Raw genomic sequence first — 12,173 nt, 5'->3', positions numbered from 1 at the left:
AGATGCAACTACTGTGCCCAAGCATGAATTGAATACCGTGTCCGGTCGGCAGGACGGCGGCGACCGGTCCCTGCCGGTTCTGGACCCCTGCCTGCCTGCCTTGGCCCAGGCCGGAGTGCGCGACCCCAAGGATCTGGGGCCTACACACTTCATTGGCATCGGTGGGGCTGGGATGAGCGTGCTGGCCGAGATGCTCCACCAGGAGGGGGTGCAGGTCTCGGGCTCCGACCGCGCCGAGGGGGGCAAGGCCCGCCGTCTGCGTCAGCTGGGAATACCGGTCACCATCGGTCAGGACGCCAGCAACGTGGCCGGGGCCCGCACAGTGGTTTGGTCCAGTGCCATCAAGCCCGACAATCCAGAGATTCTGGCTGCTCGTGACGCTGGTGCCCGACTGGTTCATCGCAGTGACATTCTGGCCTTGCTCATGGCCTCCAGGATTTCGGTCACCGTGGCTGGTGCCCATGGCAAGACCACCACCAGTGCACTCTTGGCCCACCTGCTGACCAAGGGCGGCCAAGGGGATCTGGCCGATCCCAGCTACGCCATCGGGGGCAGCCTTCAGAGCGACCAGGGGCCTATGGACGGAGGGCATGTGGGAGCCGGACGGGTCCTGGTGGCCGAGGCGGACGAGTCCGACGGCAGCTTTGGCAAGTACACTCCCGACATCGCCATCATCACCAACGTGGAGCCCGACCATCTAGACCACTACGGTACGGCTGATGCCTTCCATCAGGCCTTTGTGGAACATGCCCGGCATGGCCGCCGCTTCCTGGTGGTCTGCGGGGACGATCAGGGCGCCCTGGAGGTGCTGCGGCGGCTGCACGGGGACTGCCGGGCCAAGATCATCGTCTATGCCTCGGATCCTCAGCTGAATACTGACTCCCTGCCCGGGGTTCTGGGCCTGGTCCGCATCGAATCCGAGTCCGAAAGCAGTGGCAGCGGTCGTGAGCATTGCCGTCTGGCTCTCCCGGCGCAGGTGCTCCAGGCTGCAGGGTTGGATGCCGGCAAGCCGCTTGATTTGCAGGTGGACTTGGCGATTCCCGGCATCCACAACGCCCGCAATGCCGCCGCGGCCATCATCGCCGCCATCCTGTTGGGAATGGATCCCGATACGGCCGCCGCTTCTGCCGCCGACTTCCGCGGGGCCTCTCGACGCTTCGAGGTCCGCGGAATCCAGCATGGGGTCACCGTAGTGGATGATTACGCCCATCATCCTACGGAAATCGCTGCTCTGTTGACCGCCGCCAGACGGCGTTATCCGGGGCAGACCATCAGGGTGCTCTTCCAGCCCCACCTGTATTCGCGCACAGCCATCTTCGCTGACCGGTTCGCAGATGCTTTGTCTCTGGCGGACGACGTGACCGTCACTGACATCTTCCCTGCCCGTGAACTGGCCAGTGATTTTCCGGGCGTGGATGCCGGGACCATTCCCGCGGCTGCCCGCAAGGCATCGAACCAGGAGTCCCGAGATTCCGGGAAGAGGTCGACCGAAGCTGTCTTCCGGGCCTGCCCGGACATGCATCAGGCCGCTCTGGATCTGGCCGAGCGGGCGGAGCCTGGGGATGTGATCCTGACCGTAGGCGCTGGCGATGTCACAGCCATGGGACCGGTCATTCTCGACAAGCTGGCTGAACGGGACGAACAGTGAAGACCGGTAAGGGTCGCAGCGCCTCAGGTGGAGCCTCTTCCAGGACCAGGGCTGTCCGGGCTGCCAAGGCCGCACGGACAGCCCGGTCTGGGCGCACCAAGTCTTCGAAAGAGGAACGGAGGACCGGTAGAACCGCCAGATCAGGCAGGTCGACCGTTTTTGATGCTGCTGAACTGGCAGGTTACCGGTCTAAGGCTGAAAGGACAGGCGGCCGGGGCAGGCGTCTTAAGCGGTCTAAGCGCCTCAAGGGTCGTCCGAATCGTGCCAAGAATGCAGAAGGATCCCGGACACGTAGTCCAAGGTCGGCCTCCTCATCCTCCCGCTCGCTGATCAAAGGCAGCAGTGCCTCAGCCTCCAAGTCTGTGGCATCCAAGTCTGCAGAATCTCGTTCGACGAGTTCGGCCGGCGGATTCGTCGATGCCCGGACCATACCGCCGGATCGACCCGTCTCAGGCAGGATAGGCAGCGACCAGGAGGATCAGGGGCTGGGGATCTTTGTTCGGCCCAAGGTTCTGGACTTTCAGGCCCGGGTGCGCGAGAAGAAGAAGGTCAGCCGCAGGCTGGTTCTGATCCGAACAGCTGTCGTCGTCCTGGTCATGGCTCTTATTGCAGGACTGTCATGGTTGCTCTTTCTCTCGCCGGTCTTCCGCCTACAGACTGACAAGATCGGTGTCAGCGGCGGCAATGCCTGGGTGTCCAACGATCGGGTGGCTTCAATCGTGGCCCATCAGGGGGATCGCTCACTGTTGCTGATTTCCACCAATGGCGTCGAGGAGGAGATCAGTGGCATGGCCGGGGTGACCGATGCCAAGGTCCGCAAGAGTTTTCCTCACGGTCTGCAGGTGACCTTCGATGCCCAGGAGCCCACTGCGGTCTTCAAGGATGCGCAGGACAAACTGACGGCCGTCGACAGACAGGGGAGGGTGCTCAATACTGTGTCCAAGCCGGTGAAGGGAGTGCCGGTCATCCAGGTGTCCACCGTCAATCGTGCCCAGCAGGATCAGGCGGTCAGGCAGACCCTGCGGATTCTGTCGACCATGCCCGAGGCCATGCGTCATTCGGTGACTAAGGTGACTGCGGAAACCCAGGACTCTATCACCACTGAGCTGGACCAGGGCAAGCATGTCATCGTCTGGGGCGACGGCTCCGACCTGAAGCTCAAACAGGCCGTGGTCGACAAGATCATCAACGATCCGTCCAAAATCGGCGACAAACATCAGCTGGATGTGTCGGCGCCCCTGCGGCCCATCGTCAAATAACCGCTGAAGAGGTCGCCGTCTTCATCAGTTTGTCGGTGTCCAGCAGGATGGTCACAGGGCCGTCGTTGACCGAATCCACTCGCATGTGGGCACCGAAGCGTCCGACGACAACAGGGACACCGGTCGCGGCCAGGGCCCGGTTCAGGTCCTGCCAGACGCTTTGGGCGTGTCGGGGCTCTCCGGCTGCCATGAAACTGGGACGGTTGCCGCGACGCAGATCCGCATAGAGGGTGAACTGGGAGATGGAGAGGATGGAGCCGCCGCAGTCCAGGACCGACCGGTTCATTCGGCCCTCCTCGTCGGAGAAGATGCGCATCCGGGTCAGCTTGCGGACGGCATAGTCCACCTGGTCAATCCCGTCGTCATCCTGGATGGCCACCAGAAGCAAGAGGCCCGTGCCAATGCTCTGGGGTTTGAAATCGGGATCCGGCTGCCCCTGTTCGTCGACAACATCGACTCGGGCGCGGCTGACCCGCTGTATGACGATTCTCATGCTTCCAGTCTAGAGACTTTAGGCGTTGTTGTAGTGACGCAGGGAAAAGCTGGACCGGTACCTGGTTGGGGTCAAGCCGGAGAACCGTTTGAAGACCCGCATGAAGTACTTGGGGTCGTCATACCCGCAGGCCTCGGCTATCTGTCTGACGCCCATGGAGGTCGACAGGAGCAGCTCCTGCGCCCGTTCGATGCGCACCCGCCTGATCTGTCCAGTGATGCCCATGCCGAACCGTCGCTTGTATATGGTCGACAGGTAGGAGGGCGAGTAGTTGAAGTTCTCTGCCACGCTGGCCACACTGATCCGGTCGCAGGCGTTGATGCGGATCCAATCCTGGATCTTCTGGAGGGTGCTGTCCTCGTCGTCCGCTTTTTGAGGGTCCTTTGGTGCAGGCCTTCCCATGGAGATCTCAATGAGCAGACAGGTCATGAAATAGCTGCAGTAGGGGCTGGGATCCGGGTAGGTGCGCTGATAGATGTCGAGCAGCTGGTTGAACATGACGGTCACCCGGTTGTTGTCTGCCAGACGAGAATCCAGGGGCAGCACCACGCGTGCCGCGCCCTGGTCCTTTCCGTCACTCTGTTCGTCGGGCAGGCCCTGGGCCCGTTGCCAGTCGGGCAAGGTGAAGTGGGCCCAGTAGAAGGTCAGCGGCTCCTGTCCCAGCCGTCGACTGCCCTCATGAGGGATGCTGGGAGGGATTAGCAGCAGGCCGCCTGCCTTCAGATCATGATGCCGCCCGGCTACGGTCAGCGGGAGGACGCCCTCTTCAACCAGAATCAGCTCAAAGCTGTCAACAGTGCGGCGCTCGTGGATCCATCCGGGGGTGCCGATGAAGCGTCCGGCGGATTTGAAGACCGCCGCATCGTTGGGGAAACTTGTGATGATTGCCTGATCCGTGCTGACCGTCCTTCCTGTCGCTGAAAACCTTGGCCTTAGAACGCGGTCAGTGGCTGGCCACTTCGACGTAGGCATGATAGGGCTGGTTTTCGTCAATGATCCAGAGGGGGACAAATTCCAGGCCGCTGTCCCGGTGACGGAAGACCAGCTTCTCGCCCTGGCGCTCGAAGGCGGACCCGGGATCCTTCCGATTGATGTCCAGACTCTGCATATCGGTGCTGGGACTCAAGGCGGCAAGCACGTAAGGGCCCCAGGCCACGGCGGCCAGGGAGGGTCTGTCAGGGGTGCCGATCAGCCGGATAGTCGGGTCGAACGTCAGCGTAACGGTGGCCCCTGACCAGGAATCCAGCCCGCAAGCGCTCGCCTCCAAGATCGCTACAGCCGGGTCGGTGCCCATGAGAGCCTGGGATGCCGGGGCTCCGTCGATGTCGATGTGGACTCTGCCACGGGTCCAGGCTGGAACTCGCAGAGCCAGGTGCGGTCTGTCCAGGGCTTCTATGGTGATGGTCACCTTCTCGGGGTGGCGGTCGTCCACCTTCATGCTCAGCGCCATCTTCTGGTCGATGTCGTTCAGGCTGCAGGGCAGATACTGCTCGATCCACAGGGTCGTTTCATCCGTGTAGAAGGCTCCATCGGCGTAGTAGAAGTGCGATTCCAGGCCAGTGCCGTGACAGCAGCTGTTCTCCTCGTCGAACTCCTTGCGGCCGCCCGGCTGGGTGGGGAAGAAGTAGAGGCTGCCGCCTTGGGGCACATGGTCGGTGCCGGCAGCGATGTGGTTGAGTGTGGTCAGCTCAGTGTAGTCTGCATAGGTCTGGTCGGGATCGAAGGAGAACAGGAGCGCCGACAGTTTGAGCAGATTGTAGGAGGCACAGGATTCGGCTGTGTTGTCCTTGAGCAGGGCACCGATCACATCGGGCTGCTGGAACATCTCCCCCTGACCGGTGCCGCCCATGGCGTAGATGTGATGGCCCATGACCGACTTGAGGAAGAATTCGGCTTGATGCAGGTAGTAGGGCAGGCCGGTATGGCGGAAGAGCTCCACCGAGCCGATGACCTGGGGGATGTGTTGGTTGCCATGCAGCCCGCCTAAGGCATCCACCTTCTGACGCATGGGGACCATGAGGCGGTCGTTGTCGAAGAGGCGGGCGGCCTCCAGGTGCTCACGGCGTCCGGTGATGGCATACAGATGGGCCAGGGATTCGTTCATGCCGCCGAACTCACCGGCGATGTACATGCTCCACATGTTCTGCAACTGCTCATGGGGAAGCCGGTGGACGCGGTCATAGACCCAGTCGCCCAGATCCGAGGCCACTCGCAGAGCCGTTTCATTGCCCGCGAAGTGGTAGGCGTCGATCAGGCCCGCCAGAATCTTGTGCAGAGTGTAGTAGGGCGCCCAGATAGTGGGGTAGGGCGCGTACTGTTCCAGCTTGTCGAACTGGCTCTCGTCGTAGGCAGACAGGAAGCCCGGCTTGGTGGTCCCGCCCTTTGCGAAGGCGGCCTGGACCTCGGCCAGCCCGTCGACCAGATAGGTCAGCTTGGCCTGGATGTCCTTGTCGCCGGTAGCGGCATACCCCAAAGCGTATGCGGACAGGACATGCCCTGTGGTGTGGCCGCGCAGGTTGGAGTCCGGAGCGTCCCAGCCGATCATGGGCTTGGCTCCCTTGGTGTCCAGGTGGGAGGCTCGGCGGAACTCAACCAGGAGCTGATCGTCGTCCAGGGTCTTCAGAAAGGCTATCCGTCGGCGCTGGTTGTCTGCCAGCATTCCATCGCCGGTCAGCCGAACCCGGCTGATAGGCACGCGGCGGACCTTAGGGCTGGAATCCACTGGCTGTTCGGGGTCTTCGTCAATCACCTGAACCTTGCATTGCACACGGATGCCGCTGCCGTCGATGGATCCTTGGAAGTCGTGTTCACCGGTCTGCCCGTCCCGCTGCTGAACGCCTTCGTCCCAGTTGACCCGCTGGGAGACTTTCTGTCCGTCCTTGGTCAGTACGGCCGTGAACATGGGCAGATAGTAGGTAGCGCCCTTGCGAGCCTTGATCTCGATGGGGTAGACCTTGCGCACTTCGATCCTGTTGGGCATCTGCAGCACGGTCACATCAAAGCTGCGCTGGGCCTTGGCCTCGCCCTTGGTGACGGTCGCGGTCAGGGTCACGTTACGGTCGCCTCGACCGTATTCGGGCTGATTGACCTTGCCCTGAGGATTCACCCATCGATCGTCGCTGCTGGCCCATTCGATGGTGGCTTCCTCCACCCCTTTGGTCGGCAGCGTCAGGTCAAAGTCCACGGTGCCTGTGTTGCCGATATATATCCGACGGGCTGTCTCGTCGACGCAGTCCTGATCAGTGTGCATGGGTGATGTCATGATGAATTACCTACTCCCTCCGCTGACGGGCGGATTCTGGCCGGTCATGCTCTCCATCGGGTCGTCTCCGATCCGTCGGCGCCGCTCTGCCCTGATGCCTTTGCGCGCCTTACCTCATCAGTTTATGGACGGCTGCCCTATCGAGAAGGTGGGGGATATCGTCGAATGGGTGGACAATCTTGTGTCTTTGGTTTGGAGTCGTTCTGGTTAGCGTCTCTTTCTTCGTAATCCTTTGCCATGGCGCGGTTTCCGAGCAAGCTACAACTTGTCGGGGGGCCTTGTCGAGTAGCGTTCAGACAGCATTACCAAGAAATATCCACCTTTTTCCCTTCGGTTTGCACCTAGGCCAGAAAGGCTGAGGATTTACCGTTCCAAGTGGAACAGCTTGTGGTTCCACGCAGAGCAAAAGGGTGCCGGACAACGAGGGTCGGCACCATTGAGAAGCGAGGAGAAGCGTATGGCTACACCAGCGGAAAACGGTGACGAGCAACCGGATATTGTGATCGATGAATCCGGTCTCAAGGTTGACCGACAACAGGAGGAGGAGCTGAACCGGCTGAGGGCGGACCGCTCCTTTTTCGGCTATCCCAAGGGCATCGGCGCCCTGGCATCCGGCAATTTCTTCAATTCGATCTGTTGGGCCTCCTACGGGGCCGTGACGATCTACTACCTCTATAAGCCTTGGACCCAAGGTCTAGGATTCAGCCAAGGGGAGGCAGCCCAGCTTATCGCTATCGTGGCGGCCATCAATTCCATGTTCGGCATTGTGGGCAGCTGGCTGGCGGACCGGGTGTTCGGGGCACGCAAGGCCCTGGTCATCGGCAACATCGTCAAGGGGCTGTCCTGCGGGCTCTTGGCTATTCCGGCTTTCTCCGTCAGCCAAGGTCGAGCTATGGCCATCGTGGGCATGATCCTCATGAACCTGCCCATTATGGGAGCTTCGAACGCCTCGCTGACCGGCATGCTGTTCCACCGCAAGGACAACCGTCGTGATGGTGCTTTTGCTATTCACGCCATCGCCAACAACATCGCTGGGTTCATTACCCCGATCATCTCCGCGCAGCTGGGACTGATCAACTACCATTATGGATTCGCGATAGGAGCGGTAGCTGCGCTGATCTACGCCGCCATCATTGGTGTGCCGGGCAATCGTTTCTTTGGATCCTTGGGTTCCAAGCCTACGCGTCCGCTCAACAGCCAGGAGCGTAAGCGCTACGGCTTTGGCGCCCTGGGTGTGCTAGTGGCGATCGGCCTGGTCATCGCCGTCCTGCTGATCACCCACAAGGTCAGCGTTAATGCGCTGGCCAGCACAGTAAGCTCCTGCACCTTTGTAGTGGCTATAGCTTTCTTTGCCGTCATCTGGCGGTCCAAGAGGATTGTCGGAGTGGAGCGTCGGCGGCTCAAGGCCTTCGTGCCCATCGTGATCATGCAGATTGTTGCCGGAGTGGATTACGCCATTCAGGGCACCACTCTGCTCATGTTCCTGGACCAGCGGATCAACAGAAAGTTCGGCGGCATTGAAATCGCTCCGGGATCCTTCAACACTCTCGTGGGCATCATCGCCATGCTGGCCGGCATCTTCTTCAGCTGGTTCTGGCTGACCGACACGGGCAAGCGGTGGAAGTCAACCAACCGCCTCTGGTTCGGATTCGCCTTCTTCGGCATTTCCAACCTGCTTCTGATCGTCCCCACTGTGGTGCTCAATCCTCATACGGCAAAGTATTCCGTGCTCTGGCTGCTGCTCTACTATGTGGTCTCCAACTTCGGCGGCTTCCCCTATGGCGTTGCGGCCAACTCGACCGTGGCGGCCATCGCGCCCAAGTCCTACGAGACTCAGATGCAGACCGCTTTCAGCTTGTCGGCTGCCATCGGCACAGCTATTATGCTGCTGATTTATGGGAAGCTGACCACCCTGGACCAGCAGCTGCCGCTGATGCTGATCATCGGCATCGCTGAACTTGTCGTGGCCGTGGCGGTCATGCTCTTCCGCGGCAAGATAGAAGCTACCGTCATGTCGGATTGAGCAACTTGATCCCTGCCGGAGGATGGGTCTTCTGCCGGGGATCGTCCAAACAGGCTTCGACCCCCCTAGCTATGGCGTACAGGACTGTCAAGGCAGCCCCAATGCCGACCCAGACAGCGTAGGCCATGCTGGAAGGGATGCTGAGAATCAATCCCACAATAAAAACAATGTAAGGAACGATTTCGGTAGAGCCCTGAGATTTTCCCAGGGCGGTGGCCCAGACCGATTCACGGATGCCGGCGAGTATGAGTACGATCCACGAGGAGATGGTTCCCTTCGGCATGTCTTATCGCTGTCCGGGTGTTTGACCATCGTCCGGGAACCTGAATCTAATCCTGAGTGATGGTGGCCCAAGCAGGGGAGTGGCCGATGGCCTCATGTAAGAGGAATCAGGGTTGATTCAGGGTCGAATAAGGGGTTTGCCGGATACTGTCTTCCGCGTCGATCGACTATACATGTAATAGAGGGATTTGGCAGGTGAATGAATCATGACTTGGGCCTTGCGTGATCTGAAAGCCAATAATGGCATCTGGGCTGGTGTCTTTATCGTTCTTGTGGTCGCCCAAATCATGCTCTGTGCCATGAGCGTGAGCATGGGCGTCAACAGCTATTACCAAGGTCTATCGGTCAAGACCAGGGATCCTGCCAAGAGTCTGGCTTCGGCCCTGAGTTTGGTCTTCTTCACGGTCATTGTGCTCGGCTGCCTGGTGATCAAGCACACCCTGCAAGCATCAATTCGCCAACGTCGCCAGGGGCTGGCCCTTCTCTCGCTGCTGGGAGCTACGCCTAAGCAGATCCTGGTGCTTACGCTACTGCAGGTAATGATTTTGGCCCTGCTGGCCTCTCTTGTTGCTGCGGCTCTTTCGCCTGCACTGGCTGGAAGGATCCTCGATTGGTATTCCGCCGGGATGCGGAGGCCAGTGCATTTCGCTTTTACCTGGCACGGTTTTCCCAGGTCTGCTTTGACCGGCCTTGCTGTGGGCTTTGCCACGGCCATCTTGGCGACCAGCCTGACTTTGCGAGATTTGGCGAAGATGACACCCGTCCGGGTGGCGCGCCGTGCCGAGGAGAGCGAATCAGTCGAACGGCTCCGACATGGACGCGGTCTTGTGCCGCTTTTCCTTGGGTTGGCCTTGCTGCTATTGCCGTTGCCTGTTTTTGCCTATCTTTCGAGCAGCGGCCCTAGGTCATTGGATCCTAAGCAGGTCTCGGCGGTCCTTAATGCTGTTGGAAGTGGACCGCTGTTCGCCATTCTCTTGCTGCTGATCGCCCTGGCTCGCGCGGGCGAGCCGGTTATTGGCAGGGTCACTCAACTCTGGACCGCTCTGGTGCCGTCATCGTCTGCCGTCTGGCGAATAGCGCGTTCGCAGGCGGAGGCCAGAAGTCGAGACACGACATTTGGCTCTACGGTCATAGCGTTGACCGCCTGCATGTTTCTGGTCGGCGGTCTGCTGACTGCCGGAAGCACCAGTACCGTCGCTATGAACAAAGTACCGGGAATAGAGAACATCACATCAGGCGGAACCCTGGAGTTGCTCTATGGCTTCTGGGCAGCGCTGCTGATCGCCCTAGTCGGCGTGATCGCGGGGTTCACCATTGCTGCCCGGGATCGTGACCTGGATCTGGCGCTCCTGTCAATTGCTGGTGCAAACCCGCAGCAGCTGACTGCTATATCCATATTGGACGGCACCATCGTGACGACTACAGGCATTATCATCGCAGCTGTCGGTACCGGACTGGTCGGACTGAGTACGGCCCTAGTCTATTGCCCGCTTGTCCACAGTCTGTCCATAGTTTTTCCTTGGCGGTTCTTCCTTATATGCGGGTTGCCGATTATCGTCGTCGGCTCGCTGGCGACCATGCTGACGGCTCGGCCTGCATTGAGGCGCTCGCCCATAGCCATTCTGCAAGGCGCCATAGGCGAATGATCGACACCAAGCAACTGGAGTAGGTCTATGGCAATGGCTCTAGGGGTTTGGTTATGGGCTGTTGATTGTCGCAAACCAGCAGGACAGTTTGCCTGTCAAGCTGTTCTATTCCCCTTCGTTGTGTAAAAAAGAAAGCTTTATGGGTTTGGATGGAGTGAGCGGGCCCGACTGATCATTCGTAAATTGGTAACAGAATCAGGAAGCCTCCAGTATACAGGCCTCTTGCACAACCGAAATGAAAGCTTCGGGTTCGTGCGCAAATCGGCCTAAGAACAACCCGTCGACAGCTGGCCATAATTCAGTCAGAAGCCCGGGTCCTGCCGAACCTCCATAAATGAGGGATATTTTATCGGCGTATTGTCGGCAATGATTAGAAATAGCGGTACATACCTCGCGCACATGCTCTGTTGATGCGGGATGCTGGGCTCCTATCGCCCATATCGGTTCATATGCCACCCATAGTGGGCCTGGTTTATGACCATCCACAGCGTTATTAATCTCTCTGATACATACTTGCGATGCTTTCCCTGCATCCATGCGTTCTGGCTCGCCCACACACAACAATGGTGTCAGACCGTTGCGCCTAGCAGCAGCCACCTTACCTGAGATAAGGGCATCGTCCTCGTGATAATATCTGCGACGTTCAATGTGACCGATTTCTACAATCGAAGCACCCAGAGCAGCCAAATCTGAGCCGGATACTTCTCCGGTGTACGCCCCTCTGTCGTTGGGACAGACATCTTGGGCTCCGATTAGCACCCCTGCCGGTTTTAGCAACGATTTCACTGGAGCAATCGTAAGAAAATCAGGAAGCACGGCCATAACGACGGAATCGGCGTTATGGATGGGCTTTAGTAATTGAACTAGACGCTGACAATAATCAAGCGTCCTCTTCCGGGGAAAATACATCTTGGTGCTTAAGGCGACGATTGCCATGACTTTTACTTCCGCATGTCGAATTATTAGTATCTACTGTTTTTTTGCTACATAGCCCTGTGGCAGAAGCGGCGTCACTATTTTTCTGTAACGTCTTATTGCACAGGCGCACAGAGACATTTTTGAGCAGCCTACCGCGCGCCTGAACGCATCTATCCACTTGGACCGGGCGTCTTAGCGTGTTCCGATCGTCCCGCGTTCGTATTCGTTAATCCGGTCGACTTTAGGAGCGCTGCGCGAATTGGGATCAAACGTATAACTCAGGTACTCGTCCATGAACATCTTGGCCGACTCCACTCCCACCACTTGCGCTCCCATTGAAATGAGATTCGCATTATTGCTGAGCACTGCCCGTTGAGCCTGATAGACATCCGTCACGCATGCGCAATATGCCCCGGTGACCTTGTTTGCAGCGATGGACACACCTATGCCGGTTCCGCACAGCAGAATTCCACGGTCCTCTTCACCAGCGGCAACCGACTTTGCCACCGCTATGGCAGTGTTGGCATAAACAGGATCTTCAGAGGGGAAATCGGTTACTTCATGACCGAGCCGCTCAGCCTCCTTTATCAAGGCCTGCTTGAGCTCAGCGGCATTGGGATCACAGCCGAAAGCCAGCTTCAT

The 12,173-nt window shown here is 59.1% G+C and carries 10 protein-coding genes; 4 read left to right on the top strand and 6 right to left on the bottom strand.

Going from position 1 to position 12,173, the window contains the following annotated elements:
* The first annotated feature begins 37 nt into the window (after positions 1-37).
* Positions 38-1,648, top strand: coding sequence for a UDP-N-acetylmuramate--L-alanine ligase (gene murC, locus J3T92_RS06780; RefSeq protein WP_416378849.1), 1,611 nt, complete (start codon positions 38-40; stop codon positions 1,646-1,648).
* 362 nt (positions 1,649-2,010) lie between these two features.
* Positions 2,011-2,907, top strand: coding sequence for a cell division protein FtsQ/DivIB (locus J3T92_RS06775; RefSeq protein WP_267400648.1), 897 nt, complete (start codon positions 2,011-2,013; stop codon positions 2,905-2,907).
* Here the strand turns inward: J3T92_RS06775 and dtd are convergent.
* From dtd to J3T92_RS06760, 3 genes are read right to left on the bottom strand one after another with little or no spacing between them, the layout of a single operon-like run.
* A complete protein-coding gene (dtd, locus tag J3T92_RS06770; RefSeq protein WP_267400646.1) occupies positions 2,900-3,400 on the bottom strand; it encodes a D-aminoacyl-tRNA deacylase in 501 nt (166 codons plus the stop codon). The two genes, J3T92_RS06775 and dtd, sit on opposite strands and share 8 nt — an antisense overlap.
* 18 nt (positions 3,401-3,418) lie before the next feature.
* Positions 3,419-4,372, bottom strand: coding sequence for an AraC family transcriptional regulator (locus J3T92_RS06765; RefSeq protein WP_267400645.1), 954 nt, complete (start codon positions 4,370-4,372; stop codon positions 3,419-3,421).
* Positions 4,344-6,650, bottom strand: coding sequence for a beta-L-arabinofuranosidase domain-containing protein (locus J3T92_RS06760; RefSeq protein ID WP_267400643.1), 2,307 nt, complete (start codon positions 6,648-6,650; stop codon positions 4,344-4,346). The genes J3T92_RS06765 and J3T92_RS06760 overlap by 29 nt, the downstream gene beginning before the upstream one ends.
* Before the next feature lie 469 nt (positions 6,651-7,119).
* Here J3T92_RS06760 and J3T92_RS06755 point away from each other — a divergent pair, with 469 nt between their 5' ends.
* Positions 7,120-8,685, top strand: a complete 1,566-nt coding sequence (locus J3T92_RS06755) for an oligopeptide:H+ symporter (RefSeq protein WP_267400641.1) — start codon at positions 7,120-7,122, stop codon at positions 8,683-8,685.
* Here the strand turns inward: J3T92_RS06755 and J3T92_RS06750 are convergent.
* On the bottom strand, positions 8,672-8,968 hold the full coding sequence (locus J3T92_RS06750; protein WP_267400639.1) for a DMT family transporter: 297 nt from the start codon (positions 8,966-8,968) through the stop codon (positions 8,672-8,674). The two genes, J3T92_RS06755 and J3T92_RS06750, sit on opposite strands and share 14 nt — an antisense overlap.
* A gap of 205 nt (positions 8,969-9,173) precedes the next feature.
* On the opposite strand from J3T92_RS06750, the gene J3T92_RS06745 reads away from it, so the two are divergent.
* The gene (locus tag J3T92_RS06745; RefSeq protein WP_267400638.1) at positions 9,174-10,613 is read left to right on the top strand and encodes an FtsX-like permease family protein; all 1,440 of its coding nucleotides are present in this window, start codon (positions 9,174-9,176) and stop codon (positions 10,611-10,613) included.
* 195 nt (positions 10,614-10,808) lie between these two features.
* On the opposite strand, the gene J3T92_RS06740 is transcribed toward J3T92_RS06745, so the two are convergent.
* Entirely contained in the window at positions 10,809-11,549 is a 741-nt protein-coding gene (locus J3T92_RS06740; protein ID WP_267400637.1) for a triose-phosphate isomerase family protein, read from the bottom strand.
* A gap of 174 nt (positions 11,550-11,723) precedes the next feature.
* Positions 11,724-12,173 (bottom strand): RpiB/LacA/LacB family sugar-phosphate isomerase, encoded by a 450-nt coding sequence (locus J3T92_RS06735; protein WP_267400636.1) that lies wholly within the window; start codon positions 12,171-12,173, stop codon positions 11,724-11,726.

The organism is Bifidobacterium sp. B4081 (assembly GCF_026537335.1).
Lineage (GTDB): Bacteria > Actinomycetota > Actinomycetes > Actinomycetales > Bifidobacteriaceae > Bombiscardovia.
The sequence above is the reverse complement of the archived record's forward strand: the minus strand, read 5'-3'. Positions and strand labels throughout refer to the sequence as shown.

Coding starts and splice junctions, on each gene's coding strand:
- J3T92_RS06745 (WP_267400638.1), top strand. CDS start 9,174: ATGACTTGGGCCTTGCGTGATCTGAAAGCCAATAATGGCATCTGGGCT.
- J3T92_RS06765 (WP_267400645.1), bottom strand. CDS start 4,372: ATGCCTACGTCGAAGTGGCCAGCCACTGACCGCGTTCTAAGGCCAAGG.
- J3T92_RS06750 (WP_267400639.1), bottom strand. CDS start 8,968: ATGCCGAAGGGAACCATCTCCTCGTGGATCGTACTCATACTCGCCGGC.
- J3T92_RS06735 (WP_267400636.1), bottom strand. CDS start 12,173: ATGAAGCTGGCTTTCGGCTGTGATCCCAATGCCGCTGAGCTCAAGCAG.
- dtd (WP_267400646.1), bottom strand. CDS start 3,400: ATGAGAATCGTCATACAGCGGGTCAGCCGCGCCCGAGTCGATGTTGTC.
- J3T92_RS06740 (WP_267400637.1), bottom strand. CDS start 11,549: ATGGCAATCGTCGCCTTAAGCACCAAGATGTATTTTCCCCGGAAGAGG.
- J3T92_RS06755 (WP_267400641.1), top strand. CDS start 7,120: ATGGCTACACCAGCGGAAAACGGTGACGAGCAACCGGATATTGTGATC.
- J3T92_RS06760 (WP_267400643.1), bottom strand. CDS start 6,650: ATGCACACTGATCAGGACTGCGTCGACGAGACAGCCCGTCGGATATAT.